Source organism: Curvibacter sp. GW821-FHT09D12 (assembly GCF_059416245.1).
In genome coordinates this window covers 424576-445889 of the sequence record NZ_JBWKOU010000002.1, presented here as the reverse complement: position 1 = coordinate 445889, position 21314 = coordinate 424576, and the positions used below count along the sequence as shown (strand labels likewise).

Here is a 21314-nt window from a genome sequence, read left to right as displayed (position 1 = left end):
GGCGGGCCTCAGGCGCGGGCAGGCGCCAACACCAGCCGCCCCAGCCACTCGTGCAGGGCGATCTGGCTGGCCAGCAAGGCCTCGGCGCTGGGCAAATACCATTTCCAAGCGCTGCCCGGCCGGGTGCGAAAGCCGGTGGGCGCCGGCAGCACGGTGAAGCCCTGCGCCTCGAACAAGGCCACGGCGCGCGACAGATGCCAGGCCTGGCTGACCAAGGCCACGCGCTGCACCCCGGCGGCACGCAGCAAGGGGGCGGACAGGGCGGCGTTGCCCGCCGTGTCCAGCGAGGCTGATTCAACCCAACGCACCGGCACCCCAAACTGCTGCGCCAGCACCTGCTGCATCACCTCTCCTTCGGGCCGCCCCCCTTCAGGCGCGCCCCCCGTCACCAGAACGGGCAATTGGCTTCGCCGCTGCAAGGCGGCGGCGTACTGAAGGCGCTGCAAGGTAGGGCGGGCCACGCTGTCCTCGCCACCGTATTCCGGCGCCTGAGGGTAGATGCCGCCGCCCAGAACCACAATGGCCTGGGCCTGCTTCAGCGCCTGCGCCGACAGGGGTGGGTGGCTTTCAAGACTGCCCACCAAGGCATCGGCCACCGGCGGCCACGACAGGGCACTGAGGACCAGCAGAGCCAGTCCGGTGACCCAGCGCCCCAGGCACGGCCGGCGCCGCCCCAAGACCAGGCCCAGTGCGGCCAACAACACCAGGCAGATGGGCGGCATCAGCAGGGCCGTCAGGCATTTCTTGAGGAACAGAAGCAACAAAGAGTCCACGATCAGGGTGACAGCCAAAAAGGGTATTGTTCCGGGTTTTCATGCGGGCTCGCTGCAGCCCAGGATCCATGCTTGCTTCACCGACGTTCTCCAGCCCTGAAGCCTTCGCCTTGTGGCTGGCCCCTCACCTGCTCACGCTGTGGGCCTTGCTGCTGCTGACCTTGAGCGCTGCCGTGTGCCTGCGGATGCACTCGCTGACCCAGGCGGCCACCCCGGCCACCCCGGCCCATGCGCGCCCGTCGCCCTGGCGGCGCCTGATCTGGGCGCTGCCCGCCCTGGCGGTCTTCGCCGGCTTGGCCAGCCAGATCGGCCCGGGTCAGCCCCTGACCCGCTTTGACAGTGCGCTGGCCCAGGCCCTGGGTCAGCAGATGGACCGGTTCACCTTGCAGGCCTTTGCCCTGCCCACCTGGCTGGGCAACCCGGCACCCGTGACCGTGCTGACGATCGCGGTGACGTTGTTCCTGTGGCGGCGGCGCGAGCGGCTTCAGGCCGGCATCTGGCTGCTGGGGGTGCTGGGCAACACCTTGCTGAACTGGAGCCTTAAGCAGGGCTTTGCCAGGGTTCGCCCACCCCATCTGCACAGCGTCGTGGTGGAGACCGGGTACAGCTTTCCCAGCGGCCATGCCTCCGGCGTGCTCGTCACCTACGGCCTGCTGGCCTGGCTGCTGCTGCAGCACAGCCCCAGGCGCTGGCACCTGCCCGTTCTGTTGGGCTGTGGGGCGCTGGTGCTGACGGCGCCGGTCAGCCGCGTGCTGTTGCAAGTGCATTACGCCAGCGATGTGATGGCCGGGCTGGCCAGTGGTTCTGTGGGGCTGTTGCTGTGCCTGAGCCTGGCGGACTGGCTGCGCCGACGGCAGTCCTTGGACCGCTGAGGCCACGGCTCAAGGAGCGCGCAAGGGCTGCGCCGCGCTGGCCGTCCTGGCCGGCAGGTGTTCGCCCATCCAGCGTTGCAGGTCCAGCCACATCTGGCGGGTTTCGGCCTGCAAGGGGGCCCGTTGCGCATTGGGCAACTCGATGGTGACCACCGGCACCCCCTTGTGCATGCCGCCGTAATAGCCCAGCGAGCCCGGGAACACGCCCACCGGGTCGAGCATCAGGCGGCCCAGTCGGCGTGGCGGATCGGTGGGGCCATCAAAGTCGAGCACGCCGTAAGGCGCGTGGATGCTGACGATCAGATCGGGCGTGAAGGCGCTCATCTGCTCGTGCACGAAACGGCTCTCCGGTTCGGACAGCGGCTTGTTGCCGGGCCAGCGGCGTGGGTCTTTGCGGGTGCGCTGGGCCCAATAGCGGGGAGCCTCCTGCGCCCAGCCGGGGGTCGGAAAGTTGCGGTTCAGGTCGACGCCGTGGGCGTTGACACGCCGGGCCGGTTGCACCATCACCCCATCGGGGTTGAGCATGGGCACAAAGCGCCATAGGGCTTCAGCCCCGTTGTCCTGGGCCAGGCCCATCCACTGCAGGGCCACCGTGCTGGCAGAAAGCTCGTCGCCGTGGATGGCCCCGAGCACCAGCACCTTGACGCGCGAGTTGTGCGCCCCGACGTCGCCCATCCACAGCTCACGCCCCTGCACCGAACGGGTGCCCGAAGGCTGCAGCTTGAGCGCCGAACACTGGGCCGCCGTGAGCCCGGGCAGACGGGGCACCCATTGCTTGCAGGGCTCGACCAGGTTGGCAGCCGGCGCGGCCTTGCCCGCTGGGGCATGGGGGGGCTGAGGCTTGGCATGGGCCGAAACATGCCCCCCCGCCTGAGGTGCCGCCAGAGCCTGCGTGAGCAGGCCGGGCCAGGCCCCCATCAGCAAGCTGGCCCCCAACAGCCCCCGGCACAGCCGCGCCACAGCCGCCTGGCCAGCCCGAGGACGAACACGGCGCCCCCCCGGCCCTGCGGCACCTGAGCCTGGCAACTCGAGCTCACTCACCTCGAACATCCGATCCGCTCAACTCAATGCAACAGACGCGGCAAGGCCAAAAAGCCCAGCAAGGTGGTGTCGAAGTCTTCAGGGGCCTCCAGCTGCGGCATGTGGCCGGCCCCGCGCAGCACGGCCAGGGTGCAACTGCGGCCGATGCGGTCGGCCATCGGCTTCATGAGCTCAGGCGGCGCCACGCGATCGAACTCGCCCGCCACCAGCAAGGTGGGCACATGGATGCGCTCCAGATCCTCCTGGCGATTGAAATACGTGGCTTCTGCGCTGATGCGGCGGTAGGCCGAGGGGTTGATCTGGGCCATGGCATGGCTGGCCAGCAGCACGCCTTCCGGGAGGGCACCGGGCCCGACCAGCCGGGGAAGGTTGAACTCGGCCCATTGAGCCAGGTTGTGACTGACCTCCAACTCGGGCAGCGGCTCGCCCTCGGTGCCGCCGGAGGCATCAAACCCCCGGGCCAGCGAGGCGCACAGAATCAGACGGTTGACCAGTTCGGGGCGGCGCGCCACCACTTCCTGGGCCACCATGGCGCCCACCCCTTGACCGATCAGCACCACGCTGCCCGCCTTGAGGGCCTCGATCAGGTCGATGCAGCTTTGGGCCAGCCCCTTGAAGGAACAAGGATCGATGGGGGTGCTGCGGCCATAGCCCGGCATGTCCCAGGCCACGGCGCGGTAGCCGGCAGCGGCCAGGCTTTCCACCTGCGGCGCAAAGGTGAGGTGCCCGCCCAGCACATCGTGCAGCATGAGAACGGTCGGGCCGGCGCCCAAGGTGGTGAAGGCGGGGAGAGCGTTCATGTTGGATCGGGCAGGACGGAGGTGGGACGCGGAACACAGAAGCCCGGGCTGACTGCCAGCACGGTCATCGGACCAGGCGGCGGCAGGCAAAAGGCTGACGGCCCATAATAGCCCATCCATACCCCATTGATCGCCTGTGACCGCCCTCACATCTGCCCCAGCGCAAGCCCGTGCGCCCAGTTTCTCAACCCGCGAGTTCCGCAACTCGCTGGGCATGTTCGCCACCGGCGTGACCATCGTGACCGCACGCGCCGCCGACGGGGTGCTGGTGGGCCTGACAGCCAATTCGTTCAACTCGGTTTCCCTGGATCCGCCGCTGGTGCTGTGGAGTCTGGCGCGCGCGGCGGCCTCGATGGGCGTGTTTGCCACCGGGTCACACTATGCGATCAATGTGCTGGCCGCCGACCAGAAGGATCTGGCCGAGCGCTTCGCCTCGAAGACGGTCGATCGGTGGGCCGGCGTGGCCTATTCAGAGGGCGTGGGGGGTGCGCCGCTGCTGGCCGGGGCCGCTGCCACCTTTGAATGCTTCAACCGCAGCCGCTACGAAGAGGGCGACCACGTGATCTTTGTGGGCGAGGTCGAGCAGTGCGCCCACCGCGATGGCGCGTCACCGTTGCTCTACCACGGTGGGAAGTTCTACACAGAACATCCTCTGTGAATGTGGCCCCCACGGTCGCGCACTTCGTGTCGCTCCCTGCCCCCCGAGGGGGCCGCAGCCGGCCTTGGGGCGGCCCGGCGGCCGGCTGGTGTGGCCCCCACGGTCGCGTACTTCGTGTCGCTCCCTGCCCCCCGAGGGGGCCGCAGCCGGCCTTCGGGCGGCCGGGCGGCGGGTTGACAGCTTCGTTGTAGGCCTGCTGAAGGGAGAACGGCGGCTCAGCGCGCGTCGGGGAGTTCGATCTTGACTTCGAGGACTTCGAGGTTGTCCTGGCGTTCGAGGTGGACCTTGATGTCGTCGGCGTTGATGGAGACGTACTTCGAGATCACGGCCACGAGTTCGCGTTGCAGATCGGGCAGGTAGTCGGGGCTGGCAGCGCTGCGGCCGCTGCGCTCGTGGGCCAGGATGATCTGCAGCCGTTCCTTGGCCACACTGGCGGTCTTCTTCTTTTCACCGAGCAGGAATGACAGGAAGGACATGGGTCAACGTCCTCCGAACATGCGCTTGAAGAAGCCGGGCTTGACCGCCTCGACGAAACGCATCGGCTTGTCTTCGCCCAGGAAGCGGGCCACCACGTCCTTGTAGGCCTCGGACACATCGGTGCCCTGGGCGTGGATGGCGGGGGTGCCCTGGTTGGAGGCCTGCAGCACAGCCTCGGACTCGGGGATGACGCCGATCAGCTTGATGCGCAGGATGTCCTGGATGTCTTCGAGCGACAGCATCTGGCCGTCTTCGACACGGCTGGGGTTGTAGCGCGTGATGAGCAGGTGCTCCTTGATGGGCTCCTTGCCTTCGATGGCGCGTTTGGTCTTGGAGCCCAACATGCCCAGGATGCGGTCCGAGTCGCGCACCGAAGACACCTCGGGGTTGGTCACCAGCAGGGCCTCGTCGGCAAAGTGCATGGCCATGAGCGCACCGGTCTCGATGCCGGCCGGCGAATCGCACACGATGAACTCGAAACCCATGCCGATCAGGTCGTTGAGCACGCGCTCGACGCCGTCCTGGGTCAGCGCGTCCTTGTCGCGGGTCTGCGAGGCGGCCAGCACGAACAGGTTGTCGCACTGCTTGTCCTTGATCAGGGCCTGGTTGAGGTTGGCCTCGTTGTGGATCACATTGATCAGGTCGTACACCACGCGACGCTCGCAACCCATGATCAGGTCGAGGTTGCGCAGGCCGACGTCAAAGTCGATCACGGCGGTCTTGTGGCCGCGCAAGGCGAGGCCGGATGCAAAGCTGGCGCTGGTGGTGGTCTTGCCCACGCCACCTTTGCCGGAGGTCACGACGACGATCTTGGCCATGTGTTGCGAGTCCTTGGTTCTTGTAGAAATAGCTTGAATGAGGGCGGGCTCAAAGCGCTTCGATGAGCAGCTTTTCACCCACCAGGCGGATCTGGGCAACCTTGCCGGCCACTTCGGGCGGCAGGGCCACTTCGGTGGTGCGGTAGATGCCGGCGATGGACACCAGCTCGGGCTCCAGGCAGGTGCTGAAGATGCGAGCCTCGGTGTTGCCGCGGGCGCCGGCGATGGCCTTGCCACGCAGCGGGGCGTAAACGTGCACGTTGCCGTCGGCAATCACCTCGGCGCCATTGCTGACCAGCGCCAGCACCACGATGTCGGCGCCACGCGCATACACCTGCTGGCCCGAACGCAGGGGCTTGTCGATCACCACGGTGCCCGGGCCGGCCACCGGCACTTCGACCTTGACCTCCCGGATCACCTCTCGCACGACTTCCTGGACCTCGATCTGGGGCGACTCATGGCGCTGGGACAGCACCACCTCGGGCACGTCGATCAGACCGGCCGCAACGGCAGCGGCCGTCTGGGCCGGGTTGCCGCCGCGCACGGCGACCGGGAGTACCCGGTGACGCCGCAACAGGGCGATGAGGGCCGGAAAATCGAGCGAAGCCTCGCTGTCGCGGACCGCGCTCAGATCGATGACCAACGGGTCGTTGGAAAAAAAGTCGGGCGTGTCGCTCAGGCGGCGTGTCAGGTCGGCCACCAGCGCCGCAGCGTCGGTGGTCTTGATCAACAAGGCCACCAAGGGCAAGGTGGCGCTCTTGAAATCAAAATGGGCGCGGGCAGAGCCCGTGGTCACACCGGTCATGGATGGCTTGTGGTACGCAAAATGGGTCAAGTTTACAGCGCGACACAAGGCCGGCCACTGGCAATTGATCGGGAATGGCAGCGCCACCTCGGTGACCACTCATGCATTGACGACGTCCTATCATCCAAAAATGAGTGTCACGCGCAAAAACCACCTCGACGGCCTGGCCCTGAGCCTGTTGCTGGCCTGCTGTCTGTTCTGGGGCTTCCAGCAAGTGCTGGTGAAGGCCACGGTGCCCGAGATGGCGCCGGTGTTCCAGGCCTGGCTGCGCTTTGCGCTGGCAGCCGCCCTGCTCTGGGCCTGGTGTCGCTGGCGTGGGGTGGCGCTGTTCCAGCCCGATGGGGCGTTGGGCTGGGGTCTGTTGGCCGGCGCCCTGTTTGCCGGCGAGTTCGTGTGCATCTATGTGGGGCTGCAGCACACCACGGCCTCGCGCTTGACGGTGTTTTTGTACACCTCGCCGTTCTGGGTGGCGCTGATCCTGCCGCGCTTCCTGCCTACCGAGCGGCTGCGCCGGGTGCAATGGGGGGGCCTGGTGCTGGCCTTTGGCGGCGTCCTGGCCGCCTTGGGCGAACGATTGGGGGCCGGCCCTGGCGGCCAGTGGCTGGGCGATCTGCTCGGACTGATGGCCGGCCTGATGTGGGGGCTGACCACCGTCGTGCTGCGCAGCACGCCGCTGGGCCGGGTGGGGCCTGAAAAACAACTGTTCTACCAGACCGCGGTGTCGGTGGCCTTGCTGCCCCTGGTGTCGCTGGCCCTGGGCGAAAGCTGGGCCTGGCCGCCCAGCGCGTTTGCACTGGGGTCGGTGGCCATCCAGGCGGTCGTCGGGGCCTTTGCCAGCTACCTGACGTGGATGTGGGTGCTGGGCCATTACCCGGCCACCAAGGTGTCGGCCTTTGTGTTCCTGACCCCGGTGTTCGCGCTGGCCGTGGGGGCCGGCTGGCTCGGCGAAGCGGTGACCCCTGGCCTGGTCGGGGCCCTGGCCCTGGTGGGCACGGGCATCGTGCTGGTGAACCGGCGATGAAACCGATGCCCAGCCCGACACCCGCCCCTCAGGCCGGATGGGCCGCGGCCCGACGAGCCGCAAAGTCGACATACCAGTCGAGGCAGGCGGCATTGGCCATGGCGTCCTTGTTGATGACTTTGTCGATCGGCTGACCCAGCAGCAACTTCTTGATGGGCAACTCTTGCTTCTTGCCGGTGAGGGTGCGCGGGATCTCGGCCACCTGAAAGACCTCGTCGGGCACGAAGCGCGGCGACAAAGCCACCTTGACGGCGTCGTTGAGACGCTGGCGCAGCGCGGCATCGAGGGTCAGGCCCTCGCGCAACACCACGAACAAAGGCATGTAGCTGTCACGGCCCAGGTACTCGAGGTCGACCACCATGGAGTCGAGCACCTCGGGCAAGGCCTCGACCGCGCTGTAAAGCTCGCTGGTGCCCATGCGCAGGCCATGGCGGTTGATGGTGGCATCCGAGCGGCCATAGATCACGCAGCCGCCGTCAGCACCGATGCGCAGCCAGTCGCCGTGACGCCACACGCCACCGGCCTCGGGCCCGGCATCGCCCCCCCCGGGCCGCCGGCCATGGCCGGCGGGGTACATGTCGAAGTAGCTCGACAGATAACGCCGCCCGCCCTCATCGCCCCAGAAGAACAGCGGCATCGACGGGATGGGCTGGCTGCAGATCAGCTCGCCCACCTCGCCCTGCACGGGTTGGCCCTGCTCGTTCCAGGCCTCGACCGCACTGCCCAGCATGCGGCACTGCATCTGGCCCGGCACCTGGGGCAGTTCGCGGTTGCCACCGATGAAAGCCCCTGCAAAGTCGGTGCCACCGGAGATGTTGCACCACCAGATGTCGGCCTCGGGCGCATAGGCCTCGCGTCGCTCGTGCTCGCCCGAAGCAGCCGCCCGGGCCTGGCGCAACTGATGGAACTGTGCCGTGCCCCAGCGCTGCACCTCCTCGGACAAGGGTGAGCCCGTGGTGCCCAGGGCCCGCACCGCGCCGAGGTCGCCCACCGAGGGCAGGTCCACCCCGGCCTTCATGCAGTTGGCGAAAAAGGCCGCGCCCGCACCAAAAAAGGTGACCCCGGTCTCAGCGGCAAAGCGCCACAACGTGTGCCAGTCCGGCTTGTCGCGGCTGCCGCCGGGGTTGCCGTCAAACGTGACGCAGGTGGTGCCACTGAGCAGGCCACTGACCTGGGCGTTCCACATCACCCAGCCGGTGGAGCTGTACCAGTGGTAGCGCTCACCCCAGGAGTTGGCCTCATAGCTGCAGCCGATGTCGTTGTGCAAGGTCTTCAGGGCCAGGGCCACCAGCACCGTGCCGCCATGGCCATGCACGATGGGCTTGGGCAAGCCGGTGGTACCGCTGGAGTAGACGATCCACAAGGGGTGATCGAAGGGCAGCCACTCGGGCTCGAAGGCTGCGGTGGCCGCCGCATCGGCCACCAGGGTTTGCGCCCAGGGCGTGGCCCCGGGCAGCTGGGCCGCAGGGTCGAGGTTGCCGTGCAGCACCAGGTGCTGCACGCTGGGCAGGGCCTGGCGCAATTCAGCCACCACCGACAAGCGGTCATGGTCGCGCCCGCCGTAACTGACCCCATCGCAGGCGATCAGCACCTTGGGTTCGATCTGCTTGAAGCGGTCGAGCACCGCATGGGTCCCCATGTCGGGCGCACACAGGCTCCACACCGCCCCCAGGCTGGCGGTGGCCAGAAAGGCGATCGTGGCCTCCGGGATGTTGGGCAGATAGGCGGCCACGCGGTCTCCCCGCTGCACGCCCTGGGCACGCAGGTGCAGGGCCAGGGCCGCCACCTGACGGCGCAGTTCGGGCCAACTGAGCTCGCGTTGCTCACCCTTCTCGTTGCGGCTGATCCAGGCCGCAAAGCCGGCCTGGTGAGCAGGCTGCACGTGGCGGAACACCTGCTGCACGTAATTGACCTGAGCCCCCGGAAACCACACGGCCCCCGGCATGGTGTTGCGCGCCAGCACTGCCGCGTGCGGGGTCGGCGACTGCAGCTCGAAATAGTCCCAGATGCTCTGCCAGAAAGCGTCCAGTTCGGTCACCGACCAGCGCCACAAGGCGTCATAGCGGTCGAAGGCCAGGCCGCGCTCGCGCTGCAGCCACTCGCGGTAAAGGGTCATCTGCGGGCGGAACGGGGCCGGGCCCGGGGGGCTCATGGTCATGTCTTGCTGTCTCCTTGAGACCCAAGGGTAGCAGCGGCCCAGGCCGCCCGTCAGCCGGGATGTCCCGCGGTCTGGCGGCCTGCGTGTCACGGGTTTGACAAGGCGCCCCTCATCTGATGGACCGGGCATTCCGGCCCCTGGCGCCCCACAAGGCCTTGGCGGGTCTCCACCATAGGCACCATGGCCAGCGCCCACGACAGCCATTACAAGCTTTTGTTCTCACACCGCGAGATGGTGCGCGATCTGCTGCTCGGCTTCGTCCCGGGCGAGTGGTCGCAAGCCGCTCAATTCGACACCCTGGAGCGCGTCAACGCCAGCTACGTGAGCGACAACGACCGGCAGCGCCACGATGACATGGTGTGGCGACTGAAGGTGGGGCCGCATTGGGTCTGGGTGTACCTGTTGCTTGAGTTCCAAAGCCAGCCCGACGAATGGATGGCCGTTCGGATGATGGCCTATGTGGCCTTGCTGGCTCAGCACCTGATCAAAGAGGGTCAAATGGCGCAGGGCAAGCTACCTGCCCTGATCCCCCTGGTGCTTTACAACGGTGGCCGCAGTTGGAAAAGCCCGACCAACGTGGCCGAATGCTTCAGCCCCAGCTTGCCGGGTCTGGCGCCGTTCCGCCCCCAATTGCGCTACCACCTGATCGACGCCACCCGGCTGCAACTGTCGCCCACCCCAGGCGCGCGCAATGTGGCGGCCGCTCTGTTTCAGCTGGAGCGCAGCAATACGCCAACCGACATCGCGCGCTTGGCCGCCGCCGTGGGCGACGTCCTGCTGGCCCCTGAACATCAAGCCCTGCGCCGAACCGTCAACCTCTGGCTGCGACGCCTGATCCGGCGCAAAATGCCGGACATCGCCGCCGCCGAACTCGATCAGATCGACGACCTTTTGAAAGGCCCCACCATGCTCGAAGAAACCCTGGAGCGTCTCTACACCGAAGCGATTGAAAAAGGCCTGGCCAAAGGACAGTCGATCGGGATGTCCCAAGGCCTGTCTCAAGGTTTGTCCCAAGGCCTGTCCCAGGGCGCCAGCCAACTTCTGAGCCGACTCCTGGAGCAGCGTTTTGGCCCGCTGCCAACGTGGGCCAGCCAGCGCCTTCAGTCGGCGACGTCACCTCAGTTGGAGCATTGGGCCGATCAGCTGTTCACCGCTTCGACCCTGGAAACCCTGCTCGCAAGCCCGCACCCGGCCGGCTGAGGTTCACAGATGCACCGCCTCAAAGGCCGGGTGCAACTCGTCAATCCAGTGGTTGAGCTCATCCTGATTGACGTGAAGGTGGGCCAGGCAGGTCTCGCCGTGCTGACCCCACTCGCGTGAGGGCGCCAGCAGTTCGTGCTGACCCACCAGGTACTCGGCCATCAGGCCCATGGCCACCAGGTGGCGCACGGTGTCCGGGAAGCGTTCATCGTCCAGGCAGGCAAAGTCATGGTGCAGCCAGATGGCCTGGGCCACCTCGTCCGACAGGCGCCAGGTGCGCGCCACGATGGCGCCGACCACGGCATGGTCGGTGCGGTGGTTGGCGTTTTCGGTCTGGGTGAAGGTGCGGTCCTTGCGGGCCAGGGCCTCGGTCAGCGTGCCCGAGTAACCCCGCACCGCACGCATCATCACCGGAATGCCCACATGGCAGAACAGCCCGAAGCTGTAACCCAGGCCCGGGTCCAGGCTGTAGAGCTGGCGCCCGATGTGCTCACAGGCAATGGCGCGGCGCTGTGAACTTTCCCAAAAATGCTCCAGCAGCGCCGAACGCACCGGCAAGGCGTGTGTGACCAGAAAACCGGTCAGCAACTCCACCGAAGGCCGAACCCCCAGCACCGTCAACGCCATGCCCACGGTGTTGACTGGCTGGGCCAATCCATGCAGCGGACTGTTGGCCTGGCGGATCAAGGCGGCGGCCATGGCCACATCGGCGGCGGCCACCTGGGAAATCTCCTCCACATCGGGCTCGCGTTGGGAGACCGCCTGTTGCAGACGCACCAGCAGCTCCGGGCAAGGAGGGATCAGGATGTCGCGCACAGCCGGGTTGCGGCGGGCAGCTTCGATGTCGGGAATGGGCAGCTTGGAAGTCACAAGGTGGCGGGCTGGAGGCCCGTCGCTGGTTGGCGCAAGAGCCCCGATTGTCGTATCAATTTGTTAACAGAACCAGCACAAAAACCACTGCTGGGTCAAACGCCTATCACGTTTGTCAAAGCGCGAACACTCCGTACTGCCCCTGCCATTTACCGCCCATCTCCCTGCTAGCATTCGCCGCATTTCTAACCAAGCAGACAGGATTTCAGCATGGGACTATTCGACTGGCGGCTGCGCAGCCCCGAGGTGTTGCAGCAGGGAGGGGTGATCGGCCCGGATGAACGGCTGCCCTGGGGGCAGACCGCGCTGATGGGGGTACAGCACGTGATCGCCATGTTCGGCGCCACCGTGCTGGCCCCGATCCTGATGGGCTTCGACCCCAACATTGCGATTCTGATGAGCGGCATCGGGACGCTGGTGTTCTTTCTGATCACCGGCGGCAAGGTGCCCAGCTACCTCGGATCAAGCTTTGCTTTCATCGGCGTGGTGATCGCGGCCTCCGGCTATGCCGGCAAGGGCCCGAACGCCGGCATGGCGGTGGCGCTGGGCGGCATCGTGGCCTGTGGCGCGGTCTACACCGCCATTGGCGCCCTGGTGCAGGCCGTGGGCACGCGCTGGATCGAACGCCTGATGCCGCCGGTCGTCACCGGTGCTGTGGTGGCCGTGATCGGCCTGAACCTGGCCAGCGTGCCCATCAAGAACATGGCGGCCAGCAACTTCGACAGCTGGATGCAGGCCGTGACCTTTGTCAGCGTGGGCCTGGTCGCCGTGCTGACACGCGGCATGCTGCAGCGCCTGCTGATCCTGGTGGGCTTGATCGTGGCCAGCGTGATCTACGCGGTGTTGACCAATGGCCTGGGCCTGGGCAAGCCGCTTGACCTGTCGGGCGTGGCCAACGCAGCCTGGCTGGGCCTGCCCGGTTTCACCAGCCCGGTGTTCAGCGCCAACGCCCTGCTGCTGATCGCCCCGGTGGCCATCATCCTGGTGGCCGAAAACCTGGGACACATCAAGGCCGTGACCGCCATGACCGGCAAGAACCTGGATGCCTACATGGGCCGGGCCTTCATCGGTGACGGTGTGGCCACCATGCTTTCGGGCAGCGCGGGCGGTACCGGCGTGACCACCTATGCCGAGAACATCGGCGTGATGGCCGCCACGAAGATCTACTCCACCGCCGTGTTCGCCTGCGCCGCCGTGCTGGCCGTGGTGCTGGGCTTCAGCCCCAAGTTCGGGGCCGTGATCCAGGCCATCCCGTTGCCCGTGATGGGCGGGGTGTCCATCGTGGTGTTCGGCCTGATCGCCGTGGCCGGGGCCAAGATCTGGGTGGACAACAAGGTTGACTTCTCCGACAACAAGAACCTGATCGTGGCCGCCGTGACCCTGATCCTGGGCACCGGCGATTTCACCCTGAAGTTCGGTGACTTCGGCCTGGGCGGCATCGGCACCGCCACCTTTGGCGCCATCGGCCTGTACGCCCTGCTGAACCGGCGTTCGGCCTGAGCAAGCGTCCCCGGCCTGCCTGGCCGGGGCATGGGGGCGCCCTGCCCCCTGCAAACGCCGATTGCGCTACCCTCGGGCCTCCACACCTCAGGAGGATTCCCATGACCCCGACAGTCTCGACAGCACGTTCCCGTCTTGCCCGCCTGTTCGGCGGCGCCACCTTGCTGGCGCTGGCCCTGGCCGGCTGTGCCAGCGCCCCGACCGGTCCTCGGGCCGTGGCCGATCTGCAACCCACCCGGGGCAACAACGTCAGCGGCCGCCTGAGCTTCAGCCAGAGCGGCGATGGGGTGCGCGTGAGCGGCCAGATCACCGGCCTCAAGCCGAATGCAGAGCATGGCTTTCATGTGCACGAAAAAGGGGACTGCAGCAGTGGCGACGGCATGAGCACCGGCGGCCACTTCAACCCGGGCGGCAGTGCCCATGGCCGGCACGATGCCGGCGCCCACCACGTGGGCGACCTGCCCGTGCTCAAGGCCGACGCCCAGGGCGTGGCCCGGGTGGACTTCGAAAGCCGCGGCATCACCCTGGTGGCCGGCCCGCAGAGCATCGTCGGCAAAGGCCTGATCGTGCACCGCGACCCGGACGACTACACCACCCAGCCCACCGGCAACTCCGGCCCGCGCGTGGCCTGTGCCGTGATCCAGGCCGGCTGAGCCCCGGGCGAAGGCCGCCCGAGCCCCCTCTTGGGGGCGTCAGCCCACGAAGCGGCCCGAAGCCCCCAGCACCCCCAGCTCGACGTAGTGCGAGCCGACATAAGGCGCACTGCCGAAGTCGACCACAAAGCCCCCCAGGTCGAGCCCGCGCACCCCGGCCAGCGCCGAGCGCAGGCGGGCCCGGTTGACGTCCTTGCCAGCCCGGTCCAGGCCTTCGGCCAACACCCGGGTGTTGATGTAGCCCTCAAAACTGCCCGGTGAGAATTCGCTCTGTCCCGCGGCCCGCATGGCCGCCTGGTAGTCACGCACCACCGCGATCTTGGCCCGGTTCGGGTCAGGAAACACCATGGTCAGCGCCACGCCGCTGCCCAGGGGCCCGAGCGCCTTCACGCCTTCGTTGCTCAGTGCCACGCTGAGGCCGACCACGGGCATGGACGGCGAGGGCTTGCGCAAGCCCGTCACCAAGGCCTGGGACACGGCCCCTGCCGTGGCCATGAACACCGCACTGGGCTTGGCCGCCAGCACCTGGTTCACCACTTCGGTCAGGTTCTTGCCCGCCGTGTCCAGCGCCACCTGGGCCACCGCCTTCATGCCCTGGCCCTCCATGGCCTTGAGGGCATCGCCCAGCACCTCGCGACCGAAACCGTTGTCCAGGTAGACGATGGCCAGCCCGTTGAGGCCCATCGAGCCCAGGCGCTGGATCAGGCGCTGCGTCTCGTCGGTGTAGCTGGCACGCACATGGAACAGGTTGCGGCTGCCGGCCTTGCGCAGCGAGCTGGCACCGCTCAGCGGCGCCACATACGGCAAGCCGTTGTCCTCGATGACGGGCAGGATGGCCGTGTTGTTGGGGGTGCCCACGCAGGACAACAAGGCCAGCACGCCCCCGTCGCCGGCCATCTTGCGCACATTGTCCAGGGTGCGGTTAGGCTGATAGGCGTCGTCCACCATCTGCAACTGCAGGCTGCGCCCCTGCACCCCGCCGCGGGCATTGATCTGCGCCATGGCGGCATCGATGCCCAGCTTGAGATCCTGCCCCAAGGCGGCCAGCGGGCCCGACAGGGCCGCCGAAGAGCCGATCACCACACTGCGGCCGGACACCCCCTCCTGCGCCCGCGCCAAGCCGATCAAGGCCGGCGCCGCGGTAGCGGCCAACAGCCGGGGAGCAAGGGACAGAAATTGACGGCGTTGAGACATACCAGGCTTTGAAGAATCAGATCTAAACCCCCAGTCTGCCATTTGAGCCCGTATGTCGTCATTGGGGATGGCCCGCAATGCCCGCCCCGCCCTGAAGCCAAGCCCGCGCACACCATATGCATGTCACTTTTATGTATTTGGACGTTGTATCAAACGACCGAATAATTACTTTTCCTTATTTAAAAGCCCTCAGCCCTTCAAAAAATGAACTTTCAGCAACTGCGCTCCGTTCGCGAAACCGTGCGCTGCGGCTTCAACCTGACCGAGGTGGCCAACGCCTTGCACACCTCGCAGCCCGGTGTGAGCCGCCAGATCCGCGAGCTGGAAGAGGAACTGGGGATTGAATTGTTTGTGCGCGCCGGCAAGCGCCTGACCGGCCTGACCGACCCGGGCCAGCATGTGCTGCCCATCATCGAGCGCATCCTGCTCGACAGCGCCAACCTGCGCAAGGCGGGGCAGGAGTTCGTGGCCCAACAGAACGGCCAGCTCTCGATCGCGGCCACCCACTCGCAGGCCCGCTACGCCCTGCCGGCGGCGGTGCAGGAGTTCCGCCAGCAGTTTCCGAACGTCAAGCTCAACCTGCACCAGGGTTCACCGCGTCAGGTGGCCGAGATGCTGCTGTCGGGCGAGGCCGATGTGGGCATCGCCACCGAGGCCCTGGCCCAGTACGAGGCCCTGGTCGCCCTGCCCTGCTACCGCTGGACCCACTCGGTGCTGGTGCCGCCCGGCCACCCGCTGCTGGACGCCCCCCTGACCCTGGAGCGCTTGGCCGCCTGGCCCCTGATCACCTACGACAACGGGTTCACCGGCCGCACCCACATCGACGAGGCCTTCACCCAGCGCAAGCTCGCGCCCCACATCGTGCTCAGCGCGATGGATGCCGACGTGATCAAGACCTATGTGGAGCTGGGCATGGGCGCCGGCATCGTGGCCTCGATCGCCTACGAGGCCGAACGCGACACCGGCCTGCGCGCCATCGACGCCGGCCACCTGTTCGGCATCAACCTGACCCGGCTGGCCGTGCGCCGCGGCAGTTACCTGCGCGGCTATGTGTACGCCTTCATCGAGTCGTTTGCGCCGACGCTGAGCCGCACCATCGTGGAAAAGGCCCTGCAGGACGAATCAGGCACCAGCGCCGACTACGAAATCTGAAACGAGGCCGCCGGCACGTCAGACACCCCGTAAGCCCGTCCGGCCAGCGCCTGCGCCAGCACCTGGGCCGGATCGATCAAGGTGGCGCCCGCCACCTCGGGGGCCCCGGGCAAGGCCAGCGGGATCTCGGTGCAGGCCATCAGCAGCGGCTGGTCGCCGTGGCGCTGCAGCAGGGCCCCGGCCACCTCGGCAAAACAGGCCTGCGCCAACAACCGGTCGCCGCGCTTGACCCCCTCGTAGATGCCCTGCATCAGGCGCTCGCGCTGGGCCTGCTCGGGCAGGATCAGTGCAATCCCCGCCTGCGCCAGCGCCTGCTCATACAACCCACTGCGGTACGTGCCCTCGGTGGCCAGCAGAATGGCCTGCCGGGCACCACGGGCCTGCAGGGCCTGTGCCACCTCCTGCGCCACGTGCAGCAACTCCAGTTGCGGAAAACGCTCCTGCAGCCGCCCGTGCCAGGCATGCGCCGTGTTGCAGGCCATGGCCACGCTGCGCGCGCCCAGGGCGGCCAGCCGCCCCAGCGCCTGCAGCATGGGCTCCAGTGGCTGGTGCGCCCCGCTGTCGCGGTTCAGCAAGGCCCCGGTGCGGTCCGGCACCGGCACCTGGGCCAGCCAATGCTCCGGGAAAGCCTGGTCCTGCACGCCTCGGCCCAGGGCCTGCAGCTGACGCGAGCAGGCTTCGACAAACAGGCGCACAAAATCGGCCCCTGCCGCCGGCCCCATGCCGCCCAGAATGCCGACCACCTGCGGCGCAGAGAGCAATGCAGGTCCCATGATCAGACGGCGGGCTTGTCGCTCAGGGCTTTCAGGTTGTCCTTGAGCTGCGGGCTCATGGGCAGGCCCAGGGGCACGCCGCGCGGCGGAATGGGCTGCATGAACCACTTGGTGTAGAGCTTCTCGAACTCGCCGCTCTTCATCATCCCGCCGATCACGCCATCGACCAGGTGCTTGAAGCCGGCATCGTCCTTGCGCAGCATGCAGGCATAGGGCTCGACCTGCAGCGACTCGCCCACCACCTCGAACTCGTCCGGGTTCTTGGCGTTGGCCTTGAGCCCGAACAGCAGGATGTCATCCATGCCGAAGGCCAGCGCCCGGCCCGACTCCACCAGCAAAAACGAGTCGGCGTGGTCCTTGCCGAAGAGCATGTTGAAGTTCAGGTTCTTCTCGGTGCTGTACTTGCGCAACACCTGCAGGTTGGTGGTGCCGGTGGTGGTGGCCACGTTCTTGCCGGCCAGGTCGGCGTAGTCCTTGATGCCCGAGCCCTTTTTGACCAGCAGCCGGGTGCCGGTGTAGAAGTGGTTGATGGCAAAGGCCACGTCCTTGCCACGCGCTGTGTTGTTGGTGGTCGAACCGCACTCCAGATCGACCGTGCCATTCATGATCAGCGGGATGCGGTTCTGCGAGGTCACCGGCTGCCACTCGATCTGCAGATCGGGCTTCTTGAGCTGCTTGCGCACCGCGTCGGCCACCGCATTGGACATGTCCACGGCAAAGCCGATGGGCTTGGAGGGGCCATCCAGGTAGCTGAAGGGCACCGACGATTCCCGGTAGGCCAGGGTGATCTTGCCGGAAGCCGCGATCTTCTCCAGGGTATCGGCCTGCACCAGGGCAGAGCCCGTGACCAGGGTGGCAGCAGTGAGCAGCAGGGGGACCATTTTCATGAGCAGACCTCTAGAGGGGGTGAGGGATGAATGGAAGGGCGAACCGTGAAGGCCCAGTGTAGGAAGGCCTGCGCCCTGGGCGGTAATTCCTTTTCACGGCATGGGCATTACAAAAGGTAATGGGCCTGCTGCCGCAGCGGGAAAGCCCTGAGCAGACCAGCCAGCCCCAAGCTGGCCAGGCCCTGAGCACCGTTGGTGCCCCATAACCTCGCTGCATGGCCCCGGCCTCGATTGGCATGAGCGCGGGCGCCTGGTGCGCCCTACATTGGCAGCAGTCTTGAACCCAACAGAACAGAAGGATCGCTCATGCACGTCTGTGTGCTTGGCGCCGGCATCACCGGGCTGGCCGCCGCCTATTCTCTGCAGCAGGAAGGCCATCGTGTGACCCTGCTCGACGCGGCCGATGCGGTGGGCCAGGGGGCCAGCGGCGGCAATGGGGCCCAGCTCAGCTACTCCTATGTGCAGCCCCTGGCAGACCCGTCGATCTGGGGGCAGTTGCCCAAGCTGCTGCTGGCCGCCGATTCGCCGCTGAAGTTTCGCCTGCAGGCCGACCTGCACCAATGGGCCTGGGGGCTGAGCTTCATGGCCGCCTGCAACCGCCCGCGCTCGGAACGCAGCACCGCCACCTTGCTGGGCCTGGCCGCGCGCAGCCGCGAGGGCTTCGAGCACATGCTGGCCGATCTGCGGCCCGACTGCGACCACAGCACACCGGGCAAGCTGGTGCTCTACCCCACCGAGGCCGGGCTGCAAGGGGCGGCGCAGCAGATCGAGCTGCAGGCCCGCCTGGGCGGCGCCGCCCAGCGCCTGGTCTCGCCCGCGGAATGCGTGGCCCTGGAGCCCGCACTGGCCCGCTACCAGAGCGCCATGGCCGGCGCGGTCTACACCCCCAGCGAAAGCGCCGCGGATTGCCTCAAGGTGTGCCAGGCGCTGGACCAGGCGCTGGCGCAGCGCGGTGCCGAGCGCCGCTACGGCCGCCCCGTGACCCGGCTGGAGCTGGCCGGTGGCCGCGTGGTGGCCGCCCACACGGCCCAGGGGCCGGTGCAGGCCGACCACTTTGTGCTGGCCCTGGGGGCCGCCAGCGTGGCGCTGTGCCGCCCACTGGGCCTGCCGCTGCCGGTCTACCCGCTCAAGGGTTACAGCATCACCCTGCCGGTGGGCCGGGATCCGGCCCAGGCCCCACGGGTCAGTGTGACCGACAGTGCCCGCAAGGTGGTGTTCGCCCGCCTGGGCGAGCGCCTGCGCGTGGCCGGCATGGTCGAACTGGTGGGCTATGGCCGCGACATTCCGGCCGAGCGCATCACCAGCCTGTGCCAATCCACCGCTCAGGTGTTTCCGGGCTGCCAGGACTTCAGTGACGTCCAGGCCTGGTGCGGCCTGAGACCGGCCACACCCACCGGCCTGCCGATCGTCGGCCGCCTGCCGAAGGGCCCCGACAACCTGTGGATGAACTCCGGCCACGGTGCGCTGGGCTTCACGCTGGCCTTTGGCACCGCACGCCAGCTCTGCGAGGCCTTGCGCGCCTGATCCCGGCCTGATCCCGGCCTGATCCGTGCCCTGCCGCCGGTGCCAGAATGCGCGCTTGAACGTGCTGTCACGTGCTTTGTGAGGTGCCCATGGCCCATCCATCTTCTCGTCGATCCCGTCTTGGCGCCCTGCTGGCGCTGGCCACCACCGCCACGCTGCTGAGCGCCTGCGCCCAGGCCCCTGCCCTGCCCGAGTTGGGCGACACCCGCTGGCTGGGCGACGGCAATCCGCCCACCCAGTTGCGGCTGGACGCCAGTGGCCAGGCCAGCGGCTTTGGGGGCTGCAACCGGTTCAGCGGGCGCTGGCGCATCGAACAGGGTCAGCTGCGCGTGGGCCCACTGGCGGCCACCCGCATGATGTGCCTGACCCCGGGCGGGGAGCAGGAGGGCCCCTTCCTGGCCAGCCTGGAGGCCACCCGCTCGGCCCGCCTCGAAGGCGGTCGCCTGCTGCTGCTGGATGCCCAGGGGCAGGTGTTGCAAAGCTTGCGACCCGCGCCCTGAGGCTCGCCCGGCCTCCCCCCACCCCGCAGCGCCTCACAAGGCCTGACGGATGGCCTGCTGCATCTCTTCGGTGATGGCCCGCACCAGCACCGAACCAGGCTTGTCGGCCAGGCGCAGGGCCTGCACCGGAACAGCGATGGCGGGCTCCAGCGCCAGCACATCGACCTTGCTGCGGTCGGCCGACACGGCCGTGCAGGCGTCCACCAGGGCCACGCCCAAGCCGTGGTGGGCCATGGCCAACGCGGCATGGTAGGTCTGCACCGTGACGTAGGAGTTCAGGCCCACGCCGGCCTCGCGGCAGGCCTGGCTCAGGCGCGTGCCCACCGGATCGCGGGCATCGAGGTTGATCACCGGCACGTCCACCAGGTCGGCCAGGCTCAGCTGAGCCTGGCGCAGCTTGCGCACCGGCAGCAGCCCCTTGGGCACCACGCACACCATGGCGCATTCGGCCAGCGGCTCGTGGGTCAGGGACGGGTGGCTGAGCGTGCTGAAGACAAAGCCCACATCGGCCTCCTGCAACATCAGGCTGGAGATGATCTGGGGCGAATGCAGAGCCTCGACACTGACCACGATGTCGGGGTGCTTCTTCTTGAAACGGGCCAAGGCGCGGGGCAGGATGTCGTAGCTCAGCGCCAGCACCGAGACGATGCGCAGCTCGCCGGCCACCTGGCCACCGCGCAGGCTGGTGGCCAGGCGCTGCACCTCGTCGAGCTGGGCAAACAGGCGCTCGATGTGCGGGAACAGCGTCAGCGCCTCGGTGGTCGGGGTGAGCCGACCCTTGGCGCGCTGGAACAGCGCAAAGCCAAGCTGGATCTCGGCATGCTGCAGGGTGCGGCTGACGGCGGGCTGGGTGATGTTGATCAGCCGGGCCGCCGCGCTCACGCTGCCGGTCAGCATGATGGCATTGAAGACCTCGATGTGGCGCAGGCGCATGGGGGCCCCGGCTCAGCTGCCGCGCTGCAGGCGTTCGCTCTTCCAGTAGACGTCGTCGCCGCCATCCACCCGGTTGAGCACCCGGGCCAGCACGAACATCAGGTCTGACAAGCGGTTCAGGTACTGGCGCGGCGTGTCCTTCAGGGCCTCTTCATTGCCCAGCGCCACCACCGCACGCTCGGCGCGGCGCGCCACGGTGCGGCACACATGGGCCTGGGCGGCGCTGCGCCGGCCGGCCGGCAGGATGAACTCCTGCAGTCGCGGCAACTCGCCATTGAAGCGCGCCAGCGCCTCATCGAGCTGCAGCACGGCCTCGGCCTTGAGCAACTCGAAGCCCGGGATCGACAGCTCGCCGCCCAGGTTGAACAACTGGTGCTGGATATCGGTCAGCAGTTCGCGCACCGCCTCGGGCAGGCTCTCGCTGAGCAGCAGGCCGATGTGCGAGTTGAGCTCGTCCACATCGCCCATGGCATGCACACGCAGGCTGTTTTTGGACACCCGGGTGTTGTCGCCCAGGCCGGTGGTGCCGTTGTCTCCGGTGCGGGTGGCGATCTGGGTCAGGCGGTTGGCCATGCGGGGGTCCTTGCAAACGTTGAAAAAGCGCGGGGCCACGCCCGGCGTGGGGGCGGGCCGACCGGCTGTCGGGTCCTCGATTTTGCGCGAGATCGCCGTCCCTCGCCGCAGCGCCAGGCCATCAGCCCCCGG

At 67.6% G+C, this 21314-nt stretch carries 22 protein-coding genes; 9 read left to right on the top strand and 13 right to left on the bottom strand.

What is annotated here, in order from left to right; translation table 11 throughout:
- Positions 1-8: 8 nt before the first annotated feature.
- On the bottom strand, positions 9-791 hold the full coding sequence (locus AC07PT_RS04520; RefSeq protein ID WP_494655906.1) for a YdcF family protein: 783 nt from the start codon (positions 789-791) through the stop codon (positions 9-11).
- 50 nt (positions 792-841) lie between these two features.
- Here AC07PT_RS04520 and AC07PT_RS04515 point away from each other — a divergent pair, with 50 nt between their 5' ends.
- The gene (locus AC07PT_RS04515) at positions 842-1645 is read left to right on the top strand and encodes a phosphatase PAP2 family protein (RefSeq protein ID WP_494655905.1); all 804 of its coding nucleotides are present in this window, start codon (positions 842-844) and stop codon (positions 1643-1645) included.
- A 9-nt stretch (positions 1646-1654) separates the two neighbouring features.
- On the opposite strand, the gene AC07PT_RS04510 is transcribed toward AC07PT_RS04515, so the two are convergent.
- Positions 1655-2695 carry a M14 family zinc carboxypeptidase gene (locus AC07PT_RS04510; protein WP_494655904.1) on the bottom strand — a complete coding sequence of 347 codons (1041 nt, stop codon included), beginning with the start codon at positions 2693-2695 and terminating at the stop codon, positions 1655-1657.
- A gap of 14 nt (positions 2696-2709) precedes the next feature.
- A complete protein-coding gene (locus AC07PT_RS04505) occupies positions 2710-3486 on the bottom strand; it encodes an alpha/beta fold hydrolase (RefSeq protein ID WP_492349524.1) in 777 nt (258 codons plus the stop codon).
- Positions 3487-3622: 136 nt separating this feature from the next.
- On the opposite strand from AC07PT_RS04505, the gene AC07PT_RS04500 reads away from it, so the two are divergent.
- Positions 3623-4144 (top strand): flavin reductase family protein, encoded by a 522-nt coding sequence (locus tag AC07PT_RS04500; RefSeq protein WP_492349523.1) that lies wholly within the window; start codon positions 3623-3625, stop codon positions 4142-4144.
- 215 nt (positions 4145-4359) lie between these two features.
- Here the strand turns inward: AC07PT_RS04500 and minE are convergent, their stop codons facing one another.
- From minE to minC, 3 genes are read right to left on the bottom strand one after another with little or no spacing between them, the layout of a single operon-like run.
- On the bottom strand, positions 4360-4620 hold the full coding sequence (gene minE / locus AC07PT_RS04495) for a cell division topological specificity factor MinE (protein ID WP_019573655.1): 261 nt from the start codon (positions 4618-4620) through the stop codon (positions 4360-4362).
- 3 nt (positions 4621-4623) lie between these two features.
- On the bottom strand, positions 4624-5439 hold the full coding sequence (minD, locus tag AC07PT_RS04490) for a septum site-determining protein MinD (protein WP_492349522.1): 816 nt from the start codon (positions 5437-5439) through the stop codon (positions 4624-4626).
- Between the two features lie 49 nt (positions 5440-5488).
- Positions 5489-6244 carry a septum site-determining protein MinC gene (gene minC, locus AC07PT_RS04485; RefSeq protein ID WP_492349521.1) on the bottom strand — a complete coding sequence of 252 codons (756 nt, stop codon included), beginning with the start codon at positions 6242-6244 and terminating at the stop codon, positions 5489-5491.
- Positions 6245-6374: 130 nt separating this feature from the next.
- On the opposite strand from minC, the gene AC07PT_RS04480 reads away from it, so the two are divergent.
- On the top strand, positions 6375-7265 hold the full coding sequence (locus AC07PT_RS04480; protein WP_492349520.1) for a DMT family transporter: 891 nt from the start codon (positions 6375-6377) through the stop codon (positions 7263-7265).
- A 28-nt stretch (positions 7266-7293) separates the two neighbouring features.
- Here AC07PT_RS04480 and AC07PT_RS04475 read toward each other — a convergent pair whose 3' ends face one another.
- Positions 7294-9423 (bottom strand): acetoacetate--CoA ligase, encoded by a 2130-nt coding sequence (locus AC07PT_RS04475; protein ID WP_494655902.1) that lies wholly within the window; start codon positions 9421-9423, stop codon positions 7294-7296.
- 180 nt (positions 9424-9603) lie between these two features.
- Between AC07PT_RS04475 and AC07PT_RS04470 the strand changes: the two genes are divergently transcribed.
- Positions 9604-10623: an Rpn family recombination-promoting nuclease/putative transposase gene (locus AC07PT_RS04470; RefSeq protein ID WP_492349518.1), complete on the top strand. Its 1020-nt coding sequence runs from the start codon at positions 9604-9606 to the stop codon at positions 10621-10623.
- A gap of 3 nt (positions 10624-10626) precedes the next feature.
- On the opposite strand, the gene AC07PT_RS04465 is transcribed toward AC07PT_RS04470, so the two are convergent.
- Positions 10627-11493 (bottom strand): HDOD domain-containing protein, encoded by an 867-nt coding sequence (locus AC07PT_RS04465; protein WP_492349517.1) that lies wholly within the window; start codon positions 11491-11493, stop codon positions 10627-10629.
- Between the two features lie 210 nt (positions 11494-11703).
- On the opposite strand from AC07PT_RS04465, the gene AC07PT_RS04460 reads away from it, so the two are divergent.
- Both AC07PT_RS04460 and AC07PT_RS04455 read left to right on the top strand, forming a co-directional pair.
- On the top strand, positions 11704-12993 hold the full coding sequence (locus tag AC07PT_RS04460) for a solute carrier family 23 protein (protein ID WP_492349516.1): 1290 nt from the start codon (positions 11704-11706) through the stop codon (positions 12991-12993).
- A 101-nt stretch (positions 12994-13094) separates the two neighbouring features.
- A complete protein-coding gene (locus tag AC07PT_RS04455) occupies positions 13095-13646 on the top strand; it encodes a superoxide dismutase family protein (protein WP_494655901.1) in 552 nt (183 codons plus the stop codon).
- 39 nt (positions 13647-13685) lie between these two features.
- On the opposite strand, the gene AC07PT_RS04450 is transcribed toward AC07PT_RS04455, so the two are convergent.
- Positions 13686-14840, bottom strand: a complete 1155-nt coding sequence (locus tag AC07PT_RS04450) for an ABC transporter substrate-binding protein (protein ID WP_494655900.1) — start codon at positions 14838-14840, stop codon at positions 13686-13688.
- A gap of 204 nt (positions 14841-15044) precedes the next feature.
- Here AC07PT_RS04450 and AC07PT_RS04445 point away from each other — a divergent pair, with 204 nt between their 5' ends.
- Positions 15045-15992, top strand: coding sequence for a CysB family HTH-type transcriptional regulator (locus AC07PT_RS04445; RefSeq protein WP_492349513.1), 948 nt, complete (start codon positions 15045-15047; stop codon positions 15990-15992).
- On the opposite strand, the gene AC07PT_RS04440 is transcribed toward AC07PT_RS04445, so the two are convergent.
- Together AC07PT_RS04440 and AC07PT_RS04435 are read right to left on the bottom strand one after the other, a co-directional pair.
- The gene (locus AC07PT_RS04440; RefSeq protein WP_492349512.1) at positions 15980-16765 is read right to left on the bottom strand and encodes an aspartate/glutamate racemase family protein; all 786 of its coding nucleotides are present in this window, start codon (positions 16763-16765) and stop codon (positions 15980-15982) included. The genes AC07PT_RS04445 and AC07PT_RS04440 overlap by 13 nt on opposite strands.
- A 2-nt stretch (positions 16766-16767) precedes the next feature.
- Entirely contained in the window at positions 16768-17652 is an 885-nt protein-coding gene (locus AC07PT_RS04435; RefSeq protein WP_494655899.1) for a transporter substrate-binding domain-containing protein, read from the bottom strand.
- A 306-nt stretch (positions 17653-17958) separates the two neighbouring features.
- Between AC07PT_RS04435 and AC07PT_RS04430 the strand changes: the two genes are divergently transcribed.
- Positions 17959-19176 carry a D-amino acid dehydrogenase gene (locus tag AC07PT_RS04430; RefSeq protein WP_494655898.1) on the top strand — a complete coding sequence of 406 codons (1218 nt, stop codon included), beginning with the start codon at positions 17959-17961 and terminating at the stop codon, positions 19174-19176.
- A gap of 89 nt (positions 19177-19265) precedes the next feature.
- Positions 19266-19676 carry an META domain-containing protein gene (locus AC07PT_RS04425; RefSeq protein WP_492349509.1) on the top strand — a complete coding sequence of 137 codons (411 nt, stop codon included), beginning with the start codon at positions 19266-19268 and terminating at the stop codon, positions 19674-19676.
- 33 nt (positions 19677-19709) lie between these two features.
- Here AC07PT_RS04425 and AC07PT_RS04420 read toward each other — a convergent pair whose 3' ends face one another.
- Entirely contained in the window at positions 19710-20609 is a 900-nt protein-coding gene (locus AC07PT_RS04420) for a LysR substrate-binding domain-containing protein (protein WP_492349508.1), read from the bottom strand.
- 12 nt (positions 20610-20621) lie between these two features.
- Positions 20622-21182 carry a cob(I)yrinic acid a,c-diamide adenosyltransferase gene (locus AC07PT_RS04415; RefSeq protein ID WP_492349507.1) on the bottom strand — a complete coding sequence of 187 codons (561 nt, stop codon included), beginning with the start codon at positions 21180-21182 and terminating at the stop codon, positions 20622-20624.
- Between the last annotated feature and the right edge of the window lie 132 nt (positions 21183-21314).

Coding starts and splice junctions, on each gene's coding strand:
- AC07PT_RS04515 (WP_494655905.1), top strand. CDS start 842: ATGCTTGCTTCACCGACGTTCTCCAGCCCTGAAGCCTTCGCCTTGTGG.
- AC07PT_RS04510 (WP_494655904.1), bottom strand. CDS start 2,695: ATGTTCGAGGTGAGTGAGCTCGAGTTGCCAGGCTCAGGTGCCGCAGGG.
- AC07PT_RS04505 (WP_492349524.1), bottom strand. CDS start 3,486: ATGAACGCTCTCCCCGCCTTCACCACCTTGGGCGCCGGCCCGACCGTT.
- minE (WP_019573655.1), bottom strand. CDS start 4,620: ATGTCCTTCCTGTCATTCCTGCTCGGTGAAAAGAAGAAGACCGCCAGT.
- minD (WP_492349522.1), bottom strand. CDS start 5,439: ATGGCCAAGATCGTCGTCGTGACCTCCGGCAAAGGTGGCGTGGGCAAG.
- minC (WP_492349521.1), bottom strand. CDS start 6,244: ATGACCGGTGTGACCACGGGCTCTGCCCGCGCCCATTTTGATTTCAAG.
- AC07PT_RS04480 (WP_492349520.1), top strand. CDS start 6,375: ATGAGTGTCACGCGCAAAAACCACCTCGACGGCCTGGCCCTGAGCCTG.
- AC07PT_RS04475 (WP_494655902.1), bottom strand. CDS start 9,423: ATGACCATGAGCCCCCCGGGCCCGGCCCCGTTCCGCCCGCAGATGACC.
- AC07PT_RS04470 (WP_492349518.1), top strand. CDS start 9,604: ATGGCCAGCGCCCACGACAGCCATTACAAGCTTTTGTTCTCACACCGC.
- AC07PT_RS04460 (WP_492349516.1), top strand. CDS start 11,704: ATGGGACTATTCGACTGGCGGCTGCGCAGCCCCGAGGTGTTGCAGCAG.
- AC07PT_RS04455 (WP_494655901.1), top strand. CDS start 13,095: ATGACCCCGACAGTCTCGACAGCACGTTCCCGTCTTGCCCGCCTGTTC.
- AC07PT_RS04450 (WP_494655900.1), bottom strand. CDS start 14,840: ATGTCTCAACGCCGTCAATTTCTGTCCCTTGCTCCCCGGCTGTTGGCC.
- AC07PT_RS04445 (WP_492349513.1), top strand. CDS start 15,045: ATGAACTTTCAGCAACTGCGCTCCGTTCGCGAAACCGTGCGCTGCGGC.
- AC07PT_RS04440 (WP_492349512.1), bottom strand. CDS start 16,765: ATGGGACCTGCATTGCTCTCTGCGCCGCAGGTGGTCGGCATTCTGGGC.
- AC07PT_RS04435 (WP_494655899.1), bottom strand. CDS start 17,652: ATGAAAATGGTCCCCCTGCTGCTCACTGCTGCCACCCTGGTCACGGGC.
- AC07PT_RS04430 (WP_494655898.1), top strand. CDS start 17,959: ATGCACGTCTGTGTGCTTGGCGCCGGCATCACCGGGCTGGCCGCCGCC.
- AC07PT_RS04425 (WP_492349509.1), top strand. CDS start 19,266: ATGGCCCATCCATCTTCTCGTCGATCCCGTCTTGGCGCCCTGCTGGCG.
- AC07PT_RS04420 (WP_492349508.1), bottom strand. CDS start 20,609: ATGCGCCTGCGCCACATCGAGGTCTTCAATGCCATCATGCTGACCGGC.
- AC07PT_RS04415 (WP_492349507.1), bottom strand. CDS start 21,182: ATGGCCAACCGCCTGACCCAGATCGCCACCCGCACCGGAGACAACGGC.